Genomic DNA, 16,312 nt, shown 5'->3' on the forward strand with positions numbered 1-16,312 from the left:
CTATTCCTCGGTGTAGGTGTAGCGGCGGGCCAGGGCAACCAATAGAGTTTCCAACAGCAGCCCGACGATGCCGATCACGAAAATGGCGATGACGATGTGCTCCACCTTCAGGTTGTTCCACTCGTCCCAAAGCCAGAAGCCGATGCCCGTGCCGCCCGTCAGCATCTCCGCGGCCACGATCACCAGCCACGCAGTGCCGATCGACAGGCGCACCCCGGTCAGCATGTAGGGCAGCACGGCAGGCAGCAGCACCTTGGTGGTCACCTTCCATTCCGACAGGTTCAGCACCCGCGCCACGTTCAGATAGTCCTGCGGCACGCGCGCCACGCCGACCGCGGTGTTGATGATCATCGGCCAAATCGAACAGATGAAGATGGCCCAGATGGCGGCCGGGTTGGCCGCCTTGAACAGCAGCAGCCCGAGCGGCAGCCAGGCCAGCGGCGACACCGGCCGCAGCAGGCTGACGATGGGCGAGAACATCGCCCGCACCGCCGCATAGCGGCCGATGGCGAAACCCGCCGGGATGCCAACCAGCGCGGCCAGGCCGAAGCCGAGCGCCACGCGCTGCAGCGATGCCAGCAGGTTCCAGCCTATGCCTTTGTCATTGGGGCCGTTGTCGTAGAACGGATCGGAAAACAGTTCCACGGCGGCGCGCCAGGTCACGCCCGGCGTGGGGATTTCCGGTATCCGCATCGCCACCACCTGCCACACCAGCACAAACAGCGCGAAGCCCGCCACGGGCCCCACCACGGCCCGCAGCGCGGACTCCAGACGTTCGCGCCAGAGGGCGAGGAGTTCATCGCCGCGGCTCATACTCGTTGCGTCAGACATTGCATGCCCCTTTTGTATCGGCGCTCAGGCCCGGACCTTGAATCCGTCGGCGTAGGCGGCAGGATTGCTGCCGTCCCAGACCACGCCGTCGATGAGTTTCGAAGTGCGCATCTCGCTGGGCGGCAACGCCGCGCCGGCGGCCTGCGCGGCCTGCTTGTAGAGGTCGATCCGGTTGATCTGTTTCGCCATCGCCAGATAATCGGGATGTTCCTTCAGCAGCCCCCAGCGCTTGTGCTGCGTCAGGAACCACATGCCGTCGCTCAGGTATGGGAAATTGGCGGCGCCGTCGGCGTAAAAGCGCATGGCGTGCTCGTCCGTCCAGCTTTTCCCCAGCCCATCGTCGTAGCGGCCCAGCATGCGGTCGACGATGCCGCTGGCGTCCGTATTGACATAGGACTTGGCCGCGATGGTCTCGGCGGTTTTCTGGCGGTTGGCGGGCGAGGCGTCTATCCACTTGCCGGCCTCAAGAATGGCGGCGGTCACCGCGCGCGCCGTGTTCGGGTGGCGCGATACGAAGTCGGCGCTCGTGCCCAGCACCTTCTCGGGGTGGTCGGTCCAGATGCCCTGCGAAGTGACGGCGGTGTAGCCGATCTTGTCCAGGATGGCGCGCGCGCCCCAGGGCTCGCCCACGCAATAGCCGTCCATGTTGCCCACGCGCATGTTGGCGACCATCTGCGGCGGCGGCACGGTGATGACCTTGGCGTCCTTCATGGGATGGATGCCGTAGGTCGCCAGCCAGTAGTACAGCCACATCGCGTGCGTGCCGGTGGGAAAGGTCTGGGCAAAGGTGTATTCGCGCTTGTCGGACGCCATCAGCTTGGCCAGCGATTCACCGTCGCGCACGCCCGCCGCCAGCAGCTTGTTCGACAGCGTGATGGCCTGGCCGTTCTGGTTCAGGCTCATCAGCACGGCCATGTCCTTCTTCGGCCCGCCTATGCCCAGGTGCACGCCGTAGACCAGGCCGTACAGCACGTGGGCCATGTCCAGCTCGCCGTTCATGAGCTTGTCGCGCACGGCGGCCCAGGACGCTTCCTTGGACGGCGTGATCGTCACGCCGTGCTTCTTGTCCAGGCCCAGTACCGAGGCCATCACGACCGAAGCGCAATCGGTCAGCGGAATGAAGCCGATCTTGACCTCGGTCTTCTCGGGCGCGTCGGTGCCGGCGGCCCAGGCGCCGGCCCGCACCAGCGGATCGACCAGCGACAGCAGGCTGGCGCCGGCCACCGCGCGCGCCGTGCCGCAAAGCCACTTGCGGCGTGCGGCGTTGGCGCTGAGATCCCCGCCCGCGGCGGCGTCGGTGGAGGGGCTATGGGTCGATGGCGTCATGCATGGCTCCTGGCAAAAAAAAACGTCCCGCGCGCCATGGATTTCCATCCAGTGGCGCTGCGGAACGTCGTTGTCCCTTGCCGCTGATTGCGGCGCGTTGCGTGGGCCGACCTTCGTTGGCCGCCCGCTTCCACTGAAGCAAATGGCGTGCCAGAAAGAATGGGATATTGCCTGGCTCGCCGCCAGGCCGCGCCTGCACTAGCGCTGCTCCGCATCGCGCCGGGCCAGCGGGCAAGGCATGAAACGGGGTGCGAACCAACTTGGTGCACCGTCGGTTGCGGCAGCGCACCATCCATGTGCCAGGCGCGCTCCGGCGCTGTGCGCACCGACTGGCCGTCGTCGAAGAATGCGATGGCATGGAACTTGCATGACAGGAAGCATCAGAGGGGAATCTCATGCTCAAGGTCATGCTGCTCAACGATGGCGAAGGACGCGCGGCGTCGCTGCGGCAGACGCTGGCCGCAGCGGGCGTACATGTCGTGGCCGAAATGGCGCCGGACATGGATCTGGCCGCCGCCATCGCGCAGGCCGCGCCCGACGTGGTGCTGATAGACAGCGACGCCCCCGGCCGCGACACGCTGGAGAACGTGTGCGTCGCCAGCGAACACAGCGACCGCCCGGTCGTGATGTTCACCGACAACGGCAACCGCGAAACCATACGCAGCGCCTTGCGCGCCGGGGTCGCCGCCTACGTGGTGGGCGACGTGCCTGCCGGACGCATCGAGCCGCTGCTGACGGTGGCGATCGAGCGCTTCGCCATGGAGAAGTCGCGGCGCGAAGAACTGCGCGACGCGCAATTGCGCCTGGCCGACCGCCAATGGGTGGAAAAGGCCAAGGGCATCCTGATGAAGGCGCGGTCGATTTCCGAGGATGAGGCCCACGGCCTGTTGCGCCAGCGCGCCATGCAAAGCCAGAAGCGGCTGGGCGAGGTCGCCCGGGAGGTCGTGGAGATGAGCGCCTGGCTGGGCAAATCCACTTAATAAGCTTTGGTTATATGGAACAAAGAAATCAAAAGTTGTGGGGATGAAGCCCCCTTCCTATGATCCAACGACACTATGCCGGGTACGCCCGAGGCGGGCATTCATGAAGCTTTTCCCGATTTTTGCCGATCTGAAAGACAGGCTGGTCCTGGTGGTGGGCGGCGGCGCCGTCGCCGAACGCAAGACGCTGTCGCTGCTGGAAGCCTCCGCCGAGGTGCTGGTGGGCGCGCCGGAACTGACGCCCGCCCTGGCCGCGCTGGCCGCCGAAGGCCGCATCCGCCATTTGTCCGGCCGCTTCGATCCCGCCTGGCTCGACGAAGTCTGGCTGGCGGTCGCGGCCACCGACGACCGCGAGACCAACGCCGCCGTCTCGGAGGCCGCCGCCGTCCGGCGCATCTTCAGCAACGTGGTGGACGATCCCGAACTGTCGTCCTTCCAGGTGCCGTCCATCGTCGACCGCTCGCCGGTCATCGTCGCGATTTCCTCGTCCGGCGTGGCGCCGGTGCTGGCGCGGCGCATCCGGGAACGCATCGAATCACTGTTCGACCACACCCTGGGCCAGTTGGCCGGGCTGGCCGCCAGCTATCGCAAGCGCATCCGCGCCAGTCATCCCGACCTGGGCGCGCGCCGCCGCTTCTACGACTGGCTGCTGGATGGCCCGGTGGCCGGCTTCCTGCGCCAGCAGCAGCCGGCCCAGGCCGAAGCCGCGCTGGCGGCGGCATTGGCGGCGCCGCGGGCGCCCGACGCCGGCAGCGTGGTGCTGGTGGGCGCTGGCCCCGGCGACCCCGGCCTGCTGACGCTGAAGGCATTGCGCGCGCTGAACGAGGCCGACGTGATCCTGCATGACCGCCTGGTAAGCGCCGACGTCATGTCGCTGGCGCGCCGCGACGCCGAGCGCGTATCGGTCGGCAAGCTGCCCGGCGAGGACCACAACGCCACCCAGGCCCGCATCCACAGGCTGATGGTCGAGCACGCGCGCGCCGGCCGCCGCGTCGTGCGGCTCAAGGGGGGCGATGCCTTCATCTTCGGGCGCGGCGGTGAAGAACTGGAATACCTGCGCGCGCACGGCGTGCGCTATGAAGTAGTGCCCGGCATCACCGCCGCGCTGGCCTGTGCCGCCTATGCCGGCGTTCCGCTGACGCACCGGGAACACGCCCAGTCCGTGCGCCTGGTCACCGCGCATTGCCGCGAAGACGAGGACAACCTGGACTGGCCCGCGCTGGCCCGTGAAAAACAGACCCTGGCCTTCTACATGGGCGTGGGGCAGCTGGATCTGCTGACCAGCCGCCTGCTGGCCCACGGCCGCTCGGCGGACACGCCGTTCGCGCTGATCGAGAACGGCAGCCGGCCCGAGCAACGGGTGTTGTCTGGCGCGCTGGATCAATTGCCGGCGTTGGCCGCCGAGCACGCGATCCGTTCGCCGGCGCTCTTGATCGTGGGCGAGGTGGCGGGATTGGCTTCGCAATTGCAGTGGTTCGGCCAGCACCTGGACGGACGCATGGAGCGTCTGGCGGCCTGAGGGGCCGTGGGCCCGATGCAAAACGCCAGCCTGCGGGCTGGCGTTTTTGTTCGTGGCCGTACCCCGGCCGCTATTCCGTCTTCTGCGTCGTGCCGAAAATGCGGTCGCCGGCGTCGCCCAGGCCCGGCATGATGTAGCCGTGCTCGTTGAGGCCGTCGTCGATGGACGCGGTGTAGATGTGCACGTCGGGATGCTTGGCCAGAACCGTATCGATACCGACCGGCGCCGCTACCAGCACCAGGGCGCGGATTTCCTTGCAACCGGCGCGCTTGAGCAGATCAATGGCGGCGACCATGGAGCCGCCGGTGGCCAGCATCGGGTCGACGATCAGGGCCAGGCGCTGGTCCAGTTCACCCACCAGGCGTTCCAGGTAGGTATGCGCTTCCAGCGTTTCTTCGTTGCGGGCCACGCCCACCACGCTGACCTTGGCGCCCGGAATCAGGCTGAGCACGCCGTCCAGCATGCCGATGCCGGCGCGCAGGATGGGCACCACGGTGACTTTCTTGCCGGCGATCTTTTCGACCTGCACCGAGCCGCACCAGCCCTCGACGGTGGCGGGCGCCAGCGGCAGGTCCTTGGACGCTTCGTACGTGAGCAGCGCGCCCACTTCCTGCGACAGCTCACGGAAGCTCTTGGTGCTGAGGTCGGCGCGACGCATGATCCCGAGCTTGTGGCGGATCAGCGGATGGCGGATTTCGTGCACGGGCATGTGCGTAACTCTCCAGAGTATTGATAGACAGGGTATTCGCCTCAGGCGGAACCATGACGGCGCGGCGCGCTTTGCATCGCCCCGCCGTCGAGCCACATTTGAGGATCGTAAACGGTTTGGAAGGGAATTGTTATTGACCGCCCGCAGGATGATCCGAAGATTCGCGCCGGCGAGGCGCAGGCATGGTCATTGTTCAGCGAGCCAGGCGATCAGGGCGTCGTCGAAGGCGCGCACGGCGCCGGCCTGTTCGTGGTTGACAATGCTGACCACCACGTAGCGCTTGCCGCTGGCGCCCAGCACGTAGCCTGCGATGGAACGCACGTCGCGCAGCGACCCGGTCTTCAGGTGGGCCATGCCCAGGGTGCCATCGCCCTTGAGGCGGCGGCGCACCGTGCCATCCACCCCCGCGATCGCAAAGGATGAAATGTACTCGGGCATGACCGGCGAGTTCCAGGCCACAGTCAGCATCGACGCCAGGCTGTCGGCCGACACCCGCGCGTCGCGCGACAAGCCGGCGCCGTTGTCGATGACCAGCTCGGGCATATCCAGGCCCTGCTTGGCCAGCAGCCCCTTGGCCACGGCCTCGCTGCTGGCGACGGTGGCGGGCCGACGGCCGCGCTCGGCGCCCAGGGTCAGCAGCAAGGTGCGCGCCATGACGTTGTTGCTGCGCTTGTTGATCTGGCGGATCGCCTCGGCCAGCGTGGGCGAATCGTGCGAGGCCAGCACCACCGCGTCAGGCGGCACCATGCCGGAACGGACCTGGCCCTTGAAAGTGCCGCCCAGCTCCTTCCAGAGCATGCGGAACACTTCGGTGGCGTAGTCGGGCTGCGACAGCGCCAGGCGGTACAGGCTGAATTCGCCGCAGGAGCCGGCCACCTTGCCGTTCACGCGGATCGTGACGCCCTGCTGGGTGATCAAGGGTTCGGTCGTCACCACGGGAGGCCCGGGGCAGCGGGCATCGCTCCATTCGACGCGGCCCTCGATCTTCAGGCCCGGCAGCGGCGGATCGATCAGCGACACCCATTTGTTGGCGGCGGGGTCCGGCGTGAACAGCAACCGCATTGCGCCAAAACCCACCATCAGGGCATCCGGGCTGGCGTTGTAGGCCCGGTCCGGGGCGCCGTCGAAGGCGCCTGGGTCGGTCGCGACCTGGCCGAAGATGCTGCGGTCGATGACCAGGTCGTTGATCTGCTTGACGCCGCGCAGTCGCAGTTCGCGCAGCAGCACCCACAAGTCCTGCAGCAGGAATTGCGGATCGCCGCCAGCCCGCAGGTATAGCGGGCCGCTCAGCACGCCCTTGGCATCGGGCCGCGCGCCGGGCGCCGTCATGAATTCGGTGCGCCAGACGTAGTTGGGTCCCAGCTCGGACAGCGCGGCCCAGGTCGTGACCAGCTTCATCACCGAGGCGGGATTGCGCGAGTCCTTGGCATTCAGCGCCACCAGGCGCGGCCCGCCCACTTCCTGCACCACCAGGGACAGGGAGCTGTCGGGCAGCTTGCTGGCTTTCCAGGCGTTCACCACGTTGGGCGGCAGGCCGGGCACCTGCGCCCAGGCCGCGCCCGCCACCGCGGCCAGCAGCCCGCCGGCCAGCCATCGCTTCAGCCCGCCCCTACGCTTATATGCTTGTCCCGTCATGCCACGCCCACCCGGTTGCTCGTCCTGCAAAACCGAGAGCATACAAAACCTGGGGCGCTTGCGGGCGGCGCGGGCCCGCAAGCGCTCCCGTGGAGCGCTTTATTTTTGAAGGCGCCACTTGCCGGAAGCCACGGTCGCCATCACCAGCGCCCGCTCGTCCAGCCCGTTGTGGTCTGTGGGACTCATATTGACCACGCCTGTCGCGGTGGGCAGGTTTTTGACGTTCTCCAGCGCGTCGCGCAGCGCCGCCCGGAATTCGGGCGTGCCGGGCTTGGCCGTCTTCAGCGCCACCGGGATGGCCTGCTGCAGCAGGAGGCCGACGTCCCAGGTGTAGGCGGCGAACAGGGACACGCTGCCCGCGCCGTTGGCCGCCTCATACTTCTTGGCGAAGGCCTGGGCGGTGGACTTGACCGGGTTGGTATCCGGCAGCAGGTCGGCGACCATTACCGGCCCCACCGGCACCCAGGCGCCCTCGCAGGCGTCGCCACAGACCCGCAGGAAGTCGTTGTTGGCCACGCCGTGGTTGAAGTAGATCTTGCCCTTGTAGCCGCGTTCGCGCAGCGCCCGCGCCGGCATCGCGGCGGGCGTGCCGGAGGCCCCGACCACCACGGCGTCCGGCGCCGCGCCGATCACCTTCAGGGTCTGGGCCACGGCGGACGTGTCGGTGGGCGCGAAGGCTTCCTTGCCCACCACCTCGATGCCGTGCTTCTTGGCCGCCTTCTCGATTTCCACCCAGAAGGTCTCGCCCAGCGCGTTGTTGAAGCCGATGAAGGCCAGCTTCTTCACGCCATTGGCCGCCGCGTGGCGCGCGATGCCCTCGGCCATCAGCGAATCGGAGTGCGGCGTCTTGAACACCCAGCGGCGCTTGTCGTCGACCGGCTCGATCAGCCGCGCCGAAGAAGCCAGCGTGATCACCGGGGTGGCGCCGCTGGCCACCGTGTCCAGCATGGCCATGGTGTTGGGCGTGGTAGTGGACCCGACGATCAGGTCCACCTTGTTCTCCGAGATCAGCTTGTGGGAATTGCTGACGGCGCGGGTGGTGTCGGAAGCGTCGTCCAGCACCACGTACTCGACCTTGACGCCCCCGATCTCGGTGGGCAGCAGGCTGATCGTGTTGCGTTCGGGGATGCCCAGCGAGGCCTGGGGACCGGTGGTGGACAGCGTGGCGCCGATTTTCACCTGGGCCAGCGCGGGCGTGGCGCCCGCTGCCAGCAGGGCGGCCAGCGCGGCGGCCATGAGGGTACGACGAGGGGTCATGCGGAGTCTCCTTGGATACGCGGATGTCTTATGCTTTGCGCCGATCCGCTACGGCGTGGAACTCTTGTTTATACGGCGGGGAACCCGGCGGGCGGGCACCTCGGGGGGCCCGCTGCGGGTTTGTCCGCACGGCCTCGCAGCGCGGCGCGGCTGCGTTCTTGCTGGTCTCCACGTTGCCAGTGACTGGCAAGCACTGTATTTTTTAGTGATACACGTATTCTAATAAGAGACAAACTCATGTCAACAGATAGCAGCACGGGGATCCAATCAGCCGAAATCGCCCTGGACGTGCTGACCCGGCTGGCCGAACTGGGCGGCGCCCTGTCCGTGTCCGAGCTGGGTCGCAGCCTGGACATGCCGCGCGCCAAGGTGCACCGCTACCTGGTGTCTCTGGAGCGGCGCGGCTATGTGGAACAGGACGCGGCCAGCGCCCGCTACCGGCTGGGCCCGCAGGCGCTGCACACCGGACTGGCGGCGCTGGCCGAAGTGGATTTCGTGAAACTGGCGGCCGGCAGCCTGGACGGCCTGAGCGCCGCCATCGGCCAGACCGTGTTCATCGCGGTATGGGGCCAGCACGGCCCCACCATCGTGCAATGGCGCGACGCGCGACTGCCGGTGACGGTCAACGTGCGGGTGGGCTCGGTGCTGCCGCTGCTCAACAGCGCCACCGGCCGGGTCTTCGCCGCCTGGCTGCCCGAGGCCCTGGCCCTGCCGCGGGCACTGTCCGAATGGGAGGCGCTGCAGGCGCATGATCCCGAGGCCGCCCGCATGCTGGATGCGGCGGAACCGCCCGCCGATCTGGCCGCCGCGCTGCGCCGCCAGTGGCAGGCGACCCGCAAGCGCGGTTACGCCAGCGTCAGCGGCCACCTGCTGCACGGCATCAATTCGGCCTCGGTGCCGGTGCTGGATGCGCAGGGCCATCTGGCCGGCGCGATCACCAGCCTGGGACTGCACGGGGGATTCGACCTGTCGGCCGACGGCGAACCGGTGCGGGCGCTGACGGCGGCGGCGGCGGATTGCTCGCGCCGGCTGGGCTGGAGCCCGGCGCGCTGAACGCAGCCGGAGCGGCCATCCGTCCCCGGGGCCGGGCAGCCCGATCCTGCGGCCGCTTTACAATACAGGGTTGCCCCGGGCCCGCCTGGCCCGTTTTCGCCCTCTTTTTGCCGCCCTTGCCGGACGGATAGCCGCGTGACCCAGTCCCTCACCGTTGCCGATTTCAATTACGAACTGCCGCCCGAGCTCATCGCCCAGGCGCCCGCCGCCGAACGCACCGGCAGCCGCCTGCTGCACCTGGACGGCGCCGGCCAGCTGCACGACCGGCAGTTCGCCGACTTGGCCTCGCTGCTGCGTCCGCAAGACCTGCTGATCTTCAACGACACCCGCGTCATCAAGGCGCGCCTGAACGGCCACAAGATCACCGGCGGCAAGATCGAAGTGCTGGTCGAACGCATCACCGAACCCGACCGCGTCCTGGCCCACGCGCGCGCCAGCAAGTCGCCCGGTCCGGGCATGGTGCTGCGCCTGGCCGACGCCTTCGACGCCACCGTGCTGGGCCGCGAGGGCGAACTCTTCGACATCCGCTTTCCCGGCCCCGTGCTGGATCTGCTGGACGCGCACGGCGCGACGCCGCTGCCGCCCTACATCACGCACGAGGCCGACAGCGGCGACGACGAACGCTATCAAACCGTCTACGCGCGCGAACCCGGCGCGGTGGCCGCGCCCACCGCCGGCCTGCACTTCGACCAGCCCACGCTGGATCGCCTGGCGGCGATGGGCGTGGAACGCGCCTTCGTCACGCTGCACGTGGGCGCGGGTACCTTCCAGCCGGTGCGCGTGGACAATCTGGCCGATCACATCATGCACGCCGAATGGTTCACCGTGCCGCAAGCCACGGTCGACGCGATCGCCGCCGCCCGCAGCCGCGGCGGCCGGGTCATCGCCGTCGGCACCACCAGCGTGCGCGCCCTGGAATCCGCCGCCGCCCAGACCGAAGGGCGCACCGCCCCCGGCCTGCCGCTGGCCGCCGCCCAGGGCGACACCCGCCTCTTCATCACCCCCGGTTACCGGTACCGCGTCGTCGACGCCCTGGTCACCAACTTCCACCTGCCCCAGTCGACCCTGCTGATGCTGGTGTCGGCGCTGGCCGGCGTAGAACCGATACGCCGCGCCTACGCCCACGCCGTCGCCGAGCGCTACCGCTTCTTCAGCTATGGCGACGCCATGTTTATCGAGTCCCCCGCCCCATGACCGGACTGAATTTCGAACTGCTCGCCACCGACGGCGGCGCCCGCCGCGGCCGCATCACGCTGAACCACGGCGTGGTCGAGACGCCCATCTTCATGCCTGTCGGCACCTATGGCAGCGTCAAGGCCATGATGCCGCACGAACTGAAGGAGATCGGTTCGCAGATCGTGCTGGGCAACACCTTCCACCTGTGGCTGCGCCCAGGCACGGAAATCATGGAAAAGCACGGCGGCCTGCATGGCTTCATGCAGTGGGACAAGCCCATCCTGACCGACTCCGGCGGCTTCCAGGTGTTCAGCCTGCAAGGCATGCGCAAGATCACCGAGGAAGGCGTCAAGTTCGCTTCCCCGATCGACGGCACGCGGCTGTTCCTGACGCCGGAAGAATCCATGCGCATCCAGCGCTCGCTGAATTCCGACATCGTCATGGTGTTCGACGAGTGCACGCCCTATGAAATCGACGGCCGCCCCGCCACCGTCGAAGAAGCGGCCCGCTCCATGCGCATGTCGCTGCGCTGGGCCCGCCGCTCGCGCGAGGAATTCGACCGCCTGCAGAACCCCAACGCCCTGTTCGGCATCGTCCAGGGCGGCATGTACGAAGCCCTGCGCGACGAATCCCTGGCCGGGCTGCAGGACATCGGCTTCCACGGCTACGCCATCGGCGGCCTGTCGGTCGGCGAGCCCAAGGAAGACATGATGCGCATCCTGGCGCACGTCACGCCCAAGCTGCCGGCCCAGGCGCCGCGCTACCTGATGGGCGTGGGCACGCCGGAAGACCTGGTCGAAGGCGTGAGCCGCGGCGTGGACATGTTCGACTGCGTCATGCCGACCCGCAACGCCCGCAATGGCTGGCTGTTCACGCGCTTTGGCGACGTCAAGATCCGCAACGCCAAGTACCGCGACGACACCCGCCCGCTGGACCCCAGCTGCAGCTGCCATACCTGCGCGAATTTCTCGCGGGCCTACCTGCACCACCTGCAGCGCGCCAACGAAATCACCGGCGCGCGCCTGAACACCCTGCACAACCTGCATTTCTATCTGACCATCATGAAGGAAATGCGCGAAGCCATCGCCGAAGGCCGCTTCGACGCCTGGCGCGCGCAGTTCGCGGCAGACCGGGCGCGGGGGGTGGATTAAAGCCCGAGCAGGGTTATTTTCGAGGTGATCAGCCCCTAACGCCGGGGGCCGACCTCGAATCGCCGCAGCTCCTCGTCGATGGCCCGGGCCAATTCCGCGCCGCGGCTGCGCGGCATGCGGTGCGTCGGCGCAACAATCCCCAACGCGGCGGTGCCGCTGGCGCCGACCGCAAACGCCACGCCCACGCCTCCGACTCCCTGGCCGCTCACCTGGGTATAGCCTTGCGTTCGCGCCTGGCGTACCCAGCGCAGCAGTTTCGACAGCGACAGGTCTTTCGCCTGGTACTGCCGGCGGTGGCGTTCGAAATGCTCGCCGATCCTGAGATCGTCCCATTGCGCCAGCAATGCGAAGCTGGGAATGCCCAGGCCCAGCAGGCGCGCCCCGCCGACGTAATCCGCGTAGGACCGTATCGGGCGCGAACCTTCCTCCAGATGCAGGCAGTGGCTGTAGTCGCCACTGCGCACCACCAGGAACGTGTGCTCATCCGAGCGCCGCGCCAAGGCCTTCATGACGGGCAGGCATATCTGCGTCAGCGGCGCCTGCGCCAGCGCCGCCAAGCCCATCCCCATTGACTCCAATCCCAGGCAATAGGCGCCGCTGACCGCATCGCGTCTTGCATAGCCAGCGGATACGAGCACCGACAGCATGCGGTACGCCGTCGTCCGATCCAGCCCCGAACGCGCCACCAGATCACGCAGCGCCATGCCGCCCGGCTGTTCGACGCTCAATAGCCGCAGCAGGTCCAATGCCCGGCCGATGCTCTGCCCTCCGCGCACGGAGCGGGAAGTCGTAACGGAGGAAGAGGATCGTGTAGCGGTTGCTCGCGGCATGGTCGGTATTCCAGGGAGTCTCGTCCGGATGCGCCGATCATAGCGAGATTGCCGGCGGGTCAAAGATGTGTACATGGTGCACACACCAGCAAATAGTCGTTGCCGTGCTTGCCTGGCTGGCCTGGAATGTCTCCACAACGGCCTGCGGCCACGAAAAAACAACCGCGACGAGACATGACTCCCTACGAATCCCGCCTTCCCGCTGGTTCCCCTGCCTTCATCGAACAACGCTCCGGCATGCTGGCCCTGATCGCGGAAATGCGTGCGCTCGAACAACGCGCCCGCGACGCGTCCGAGCGCGCCGCGCCTGCCTTCGCCCGGCGCGGCGCGCTGCTGCCGCGCGCGCGCCTAGACCGCCTGCTGGACCCGGGCCGTCCCTTCCTGCCTCTGGCGACGCTGGCGGGATACGGCATGGACGGCGCCGATCCGCACGCCTGCATTCCGGGCGGATCGCAGATCGCCGGCATAGGTTATGTCAGCGGCGTACGCTGCATGGTCATTGCCACGGATTCGGGCATAGAGGCCGGCGCCCTGACGGAAGCCGGCAACCTGAAGCTCATGCGCTGCCAGGAGATAGCGCTCGAGAATCGCCTGCCCTTCGTGCACCTGGTGGAGTCCGCCGGCGCCAACCTGCGCAAGTACCGGGTCGACAAGTTCATCCGCGGCGGCGGCATGTTCTACAACCTGGCGCGGCTGTCGGCCGCGGGCCTGCCGGTCATCACCGTGGTGCATGGTTCCTCGACCGCGGGCGGCGCCTACATGCCGGGCCTGTCCGACTATGTGGTCATGGTGCGGGGACAGGCCAAGGCATTCCTCGCCGGGCCGCCGCTGCTCAAGGCGGCGACAGGCGAAGTGGCCAGCGCCGAAGAGCTGGGCGGCGCGGACATGCACGCCCGCATCAGCGGCCTGGCCGAGTACGTAGCGGAGGACGACGCGCACGCCATCGCCATCGCCCGTTCGGTCCTGGACGCCCTGCCCTGGCCGCGCGCCGCGGCGGCACCCGCCGCCTCGCCGCCTCGCCTCGATCCGGACGAGCTGGCCGGCGTCATGGTGCTGGAGCACCGCCGGCCCATCGACATGCGGGAAATCATCGCCAGGCTGGTGGACGATTCGCGTTGGCTCGACTTCAAGCCGGACTATGGGGAACAGACGGTCTGCGGACATGCCCGCATCGACGGCCACGCGGTAGGAATCATCAGCAACAACGGCCCCATCGATCCCGCCGGTGCGGCCAAGGCCACGCAATTCATCCATCTCTGCAACCAATCGGGCACGCCGCTGCTGTTCCTGCAGAACACCACCGGCTTCATCGTGGGCCGCGCCTCGGAGGAGGCCGGCATGATCAAGCATGGCTCGAAGATGATCCAGGCCTTGTCCAACTCCCGCGTGCCGCAGATCACCATTTATTGCGGCGCCTCTTTCGGCGCGGGCAACTACGGCATGTGCGGACGCGCGTTCCGGCCTCGATTCTGCTTCTCATGGCCCAATGCGCGCACCGCGGTCATGGGCGGAGAACAGGCGGCGGGCACGCTGGAGATCATCACCCGCCAACAGGCCGAACGTACTGGCCGCCCGGTGGACGAGACCGCCCTGGCCGCGCAGAAGGCCGAGGTCATCGAGAACTTCGAACGCCAGGCCCGCGCGTTCTACACCAGCGGCCACTTGCTCGACGACGGCGTGATCGACCCGCGCGACACCCGCGCGGTGCTCGCATTCGTGCTCGCCACCATCGCCGAAGGCCAGGCGCGCTCGCCGCAATCAATGCAATTCGGCGTGCCCCGCTTCTAAAAAAAGACAACCAGACCCACGGAGACGACATGCTCTACACCCAGGAACACCGCGAACTGATGGACAGCCTCAGGCGTTTCATCGCCGCCGAGATCGACCCCTACGTGGACGAATGGGAAGCGGCCGAAATCTTTCCCGCGCGCGAACTGTTCAAGAAGATGGGGCCATTGGGATTCCTCGGCATCACCAAACCCGAGGCCTACGGCGGCCAGGGGCTGGACTTCTCATACGCAATGGCGGCCTCCGAAGCCATGGGATACGCCCGTGCCCAGGGCGTCGCCATGGGGATCGGCGTGCAAACCAACATGGCCACCCCGGCGCTGGCCGCGTTCGGATCCGATGCGCTGCGCCGGGAGTTTCTGGCGCCGGCGGTTGCCGGCTTGGCGGTCGCGTCCATCGGCGTGTCCGAACAGGGCGCGGGCTCGGACGTGGCGTCCCTCAAGACCCGGGCGCGCCGCGACGGCGACGACTATGTCATCAGCGGCTCGAAGATGTGGATCACCAACGGCACCCAGGCCGACTGGATCTGCCTGTTGTGCAATACCTCGGAGGGCAATCCGCACAAGAACAAGTCGCTCATCGTGGTGCCGCTGCGGGAGAACGGCAAACAGGCGCGCGGCGTACAGGTGCAGAAAATCCGCAAATTCGGCATGTGGAGTTCGGATACCGCGCAGATCTTCCTGGATGAGGTCCGCGTGCCCGTGCGCAACCGCATCGGCGAGGAGGGCATGGGTTTCATCTATCAGATGAAGCAATTCCAGGAAGAACGCCTGGACGGCGCGGCGCGGCGCCTGGCCGCCATCATGTGGATCCAGGAAACCGTGGATTATCTGCGGCAACGCCAGGCCTTCGGCCGCCCGCTATTGGACAACCAATACATCCAGTTCAAACTGGCCGAACTAAAGACCGAACTGGAGGCGCTGCGCGGGCTGATCTATCTCGCAACCCAGACCTACATCGAAGGCGGCGACGTGGTCGAACTGGCATCCATGGCCAAGCTGAAGGCCGGACGCCTGTCGCGCGAAATCACCGACTGGTGCATGCAGTTCCAAGGCGGCATGGGCTACACCTGGGACAACCCGGTTTCACGCGCCTATCGCGACTACCGCCTGTGCTCCATCGGCGGAGGCGCCGATGAAGTCATGCTGATGGTCATCGCCCGCCACATGGGCCTCATGGCCAAGAACGCCTGAGGCCCCATGGAACCCGTCTACCAGCATCTCATCGTCGCGCGCCTGCGCGGCCTGCTGTTCGTGACGCTCAACCGTCCTGAAACGCGCAACGCGCTGGGCGCCGAGGTCGTGGCCGAAATGGACCGCGCCATCGCCGGCACACCTGGCGCACCGCCGCCCCGGGCCCTGATCCTGCGCGGCAACGGCGGTTTCTTCAGCGCCGGCGGCAACGTCGGCGGCTTCGCCGCAGACCTTGGCGAGCCCGCCCCCCACCCCGATCCCGTGGCCGCGCGCAACCGCGAATTCGGCCGTTTCATGGAACGCCTGGCGGCGCTGCCCATGCCTGTCGTCGCCGCCGTGGAAGGCGCGGCGATGGGAGGCGGCATGGGCCTGGCCTGCGCGGCGGACATCGTACTGGCGACGCGCGATGCACGCTTCGCCCTGAGCGAAACACGGCTGGGCCTGATTCCCGCGCAGATTGCCCCCTTTGTCGTCGCGCGGCTGGGTCTGCGCGTCGCGCGCCGCCTGGGACTCAGCGGCGAACGGATTCATGGCGACACGGCCCTGCATCTAGGCATGGCCGATGAGCTGGCCGACGACAGCGCAACGCTCGACGCGTTGCTGGCCCGCTGGCTGACCGCCATCTGCGCCTGCGCGCCGCGCGCCAACGCGCTGATCAAGCCCCTGCTGGCTGAATGCGCCGCCCCGTCCAAGGCCACGGGCGACGCCCTCGACCGCGCAGCCGCGCTGTTTTCGCGCTGTCTGCGCGACGAAGGCGCGGCAGGCATCGATGCGTTCCGCCAGCGTCAGCCCGCAGGCTGGGTGACAGCCATCAGCGCCAACGACGTGCGCCAGGCTTGCGCCGGCCTGTCGGCCCCATTGTGA

14 protein-coding genes are annotated in these 16,312 nt (G+C 67.7%); 8 read left to right on the forward strand and 6 right to left on the reverse strand.

The genetic code is table 11. The features are described 5' to 3' along the window. Entirely contained in the window at window positions 1–831 is an 831-nt protein-coding gene (gene ntrB / locus ACM1PE_RS21390) for a nitrate ABC transporter permease (protein WP_059380223.1), read from the reverse strand. A gap of 24 nt (window positions 832–855) precedes the next feature. Further along, complete coding sequence (locus ACM1PE_RS21395; RefSeq protein WP_118933869.1) at window positions 856–2,157, reverse strand: CmpA/NrtA family ABC transporter substrate-binding protein; 1,302 nt, start codon at window positions 2,155–2,157, stop codon at window positions 856–858. A 395-nt stretch (window positions 2,158–2,552) separates the two neighbouring features. Between ACM1PE_RS21395 and ACM1PE_RS21400 the strand changes: the two genes are divergently transcribed. Next, entirely contained in the window at window positions 2,553–3,137 is a 585-nt protein-coding gene (locus ACM1PE_RS21400) for an ANTAR domain-containing response regulator (RefSeq protein ID WP_059380225.1), read from the forward strand. Between the two features lie 103 nt (window positions 3,138–3,240). After that, window positions 3,241–4,656, forward strand: coding sequence for a siroheme synthase CysG (gene cysG / locus ACM1PE_RS21405; protein ID WP_419340862.1), 1,416 nt, complete (start codon window positions 3,241–3,243; stop codon window positions 4,654–4,656). A 70-nt stretch (window positions 4,657–4,726) separates the two neighbouring features. Here cysG and upp read toward each other — a convergent pair whose 3' ends face one another. The 3 genes from upp to ACM1PE_RS21420 all read right to left on the reverse strand — a co-directional run bounded on the left by upp (window position 4,727) and on the right by ACM1PE_RS21420 (window position 8,257). Next, on the reverse strand, window positions 4,727–5,365 hold the full coding sequence (gene upp / locus ACM1PE_RS21410; protein WP_054451547.1) for a uracil phosphoribosyltransferase: 639 nt from the start codon (window positions 5,363–5,365) through the stop codon (window positions 4,727–4,729). A gap of 186 nt (window positions 5,366–5,551) precedes the next feature. After that, complete coding sequence (dacB, locus tag ACM1PE_RS21415) at window positions 5,552–7,000, reverse strand: D-alanyl-D-alanine carboxypeptidase/D-alanyl-D-alanine-endopeptidase (protein WP_419340863.1); 1,449 nt, start codon at window positions 6,998–7,000, stop codon at window positions 5,552–5,554. A gap of 99 nt (window positions 7,001–7,099) precedes the next feature. After that, window positions 7,100–8,257: an ABC transporter substrate-binding protein gene (locus ACM1PE_RS21420; protein WP_059380228.1), complete on the reverse strand. Its 1,158-nt coding sequence runs from the start codon at window positions 8,255–8,257 to the stop codon at window positions 7,100–7,102. A gap of 237 nt (window positions 8,258–8,494) precedes the next feature. On the opposite strand from ACM1PE_RS21420, the gene ACM1PE_RS21425 reads away from it, so the two are divergent. The 3 genes from ACM1PE_RS21425 to tgt all read left to right on the forward strand — a co-directional run bounded on the left by ACM1PE_RS21425 (window position 8,495) and on the right by tgt (window position 11,637). After that, window positions 8,495–9,310 (forward strand): IclR family transcriptional regulator, encoded by an 816-nt coding sequence (locus ACM1PE_RS21425; protein WP_059380229.1) that lies wholly within the window; start codon window positions 8,495–8,497, stop codon window positions 9,308–9,310. 135 nt (window positions 9,311–9,445) lie between these two features. Further along, window positions 9,446–10,504 carry a tRNA preQ1(34) S-adenosylmethionine ribosyltransferase-isomerase QueA gene (gene queA / locus ACM1PE_RS21430; protein ID WP_419340864.1) on the forward strand — a complete coding sequence of 353 codons (1,059 nt, stop codon included), beginning with the start codon at window positions 9,446–9,448 and terminating at the stop codon, window positions 10,502–10,504. Next, window positions 10,501–11,637, forward strand: a complete 1,137-nt coding sequence (tgt, locus tag ACM1PE_RS21435) for a tRNA guanosine(34) transglycosylase Tgt (protein ID WP_419340865.1) — start codon at window positions 10,501–10,503, stop codon at window positions 11,635–11,637. Before queA ends, tgt begins: the two co-directional genes overlap by 4 nt. A gap of 35 nt (window positions 11,638–11,672) precedes the next feature. On the opposite strand, the gene ACM1PE_RS21440 is transcribed toward tgt, so the two are convergent. Next, window positions 11,673–12,467 carry an IclR family transcriptional regulator gene (locus ACM1PE_RS21440; protein WP_419340866.1) on the reverse strand — a complete coding sequence of 265 codons (795 nt, stop codon included), beginning with the start codon at window positions 12,465–12,467 and terminating at the stop codon, window positions 11,673–11,675. Window positions 12,468–12,641: 174 nt separating this feature from the next. Between ACM1PE_RS21440 and ACM1PE_RS21445 the strand changes: the two genes are divergently transcribed. The 3 genes from ACM1PE_RS21445 to ACM1PE_RS21455 are packed head-to-tail and all read left to right on the forward strand — an operon-like array spanning window position 12,642 to window position 16,312. Beyond that, window positions 12,642–14,255, forward strand: a complete 1,614-nt coding sequence (locus tag ACM1PE_RS21445; RefSeq protein ID WP_419340867.1) for an acyl-CoA carboxylase subunit beta — start codon at window positions 12,642–12,644, stop codon at window positions 14,253–14,255. Between the two features lie 29 nt (window positions 14,256–14,284). After that, window positions 14,285–15,448, forward strand: coding sequence for an acyl-CoA dehydrogenase family protein (locus ACM1PE_RS21450; RefSeq protein ID WP_419340868.1), 1,164 nt, complete (start codon window positions 14,285–14,287; stop codon window positions 15,446–15,448). A gap of 6 nt (window positions 15,449–15,454) precedes the next feature. After that, window positions 15,455–16,312: an enoyl-CoA hydratase/isomerase family protein gene (locus ACM1PE_RS21455; protein WP_419340869.1), complete on the forward strand. Its 858-nt coding sequence runs from the start codon at window positions 15,455–15,457 to the stop codon at window positions 16,310–16,312.

Origin of the sequence: Achromobacter sp. PD1, assembly GCF_048541815.1 — a bacterium.
Taxonomy (GTDB): domain Bacteria; phylum Pseudomonadota; class Gammaproteobacteria; order Burkholderiales; family Burkholderiaceae_B; genus Achromobacter; species Achromobacter bronchisepticus_A.

What these genes read in the sequence shown, in the direction of transcription:
- ntrB (WP_059380223.1), bottom strand. Translation starts at nt 831, where the DNA reads ATGTCTGACGCAACGAGTATGAGCCGCGGCGATGAACTCCTCGCCCTC.
- ACM1PE_RS21395 (WP_118933869.1), bottom strand. Translation starts at nt 2,157, where the DNA reads ATGACGCCATCGACCCATAGCCCCTCCACCGACGCCGCCGCGGGCGGG.
- ACM1PE_RS21400 (WP_059380225.1), top strand. Translation starts at nt 2,553, where the DNA reads ATGCTCAAGGTCATGCTGCTCAACGATGGCGAAGGACGCGCGGCGTCG.
- cysG (WP_419340862.1), top strand. Translation starts at nt 3,241, where the DNA reads ATGAAGCTTTTCCCGATTTTTGCCGATCTGAAAGACAGGCTGGTCCTG.
- upp (WP_054451547.1), bottom strand. Translation starts at nt 5,365, where the DNA reads ATGCCCGTGCACGAAATCCGCCATCCGCTGATCCGCCACAAGCTCGGG.
- dacB (WP_419340863.1), bottom strand. Translation starts at nt 7,000, where the DNA reads ATGACGGGACAAGCATATAAGCGTAGGGGCGGGCTGAAGCGATGGCTG.
- ACM1PE_RS21420 (WP_059380228.1), bottom strand. Translation starts at nt 8,257, where the DNA reads ATGACCCCTCGTCGTACCCTCATGGCCGCCGCGCTGGCCGCCCTGCTG.
- ACM1PE_RS21425 (WP_059380229.1), top strand. Translation starts at nt 8,495, where the DNA reads ATGTCAACAGATAGCAGCACGGGGATCCAATCAGCCGAAATCGCCCTG.
- tgt (WP_419340865.1), top strand. Translation starts at nt 10,501, where the DNA reads ATGACCGGACTGAATTTCGAACTGCTCGCCACCGACGGCGGCGCCCGC.
- ACM1PE_RS21440 (WP_419340866.1), bottom strand. Translation starts at nt 12,467, where the DNA reads ATGCCGCGAGCAACCGCTACACGATCCTCTTCCTCCGTTACGACTTCC.
- ACM1PE_RS21445 (WP_419340867.1), top strand. Translation starts at nt 12,642, where the DNA reads ATGACTCCCTACGAATCCCGCCTTCCCGCTGGTTCCCCTGCCTTCATC.
- ACM1PE_RS21450 (WP_419340868.1), top strand. Translation starts at nt 14,285, where the DNA reads ATGCTCTACACCCAGGAACACCGCGAACTGATGGACAGCCTCAGGCGT.
- ACM1PE_RS21455 (WP_419340869.1), top strand. Translation starts at nt 15,455, where the DNA reads ATGGAACCCGTCTACCAGCATCTCATCGTCGCGCGCCTGCGCGGCCTG.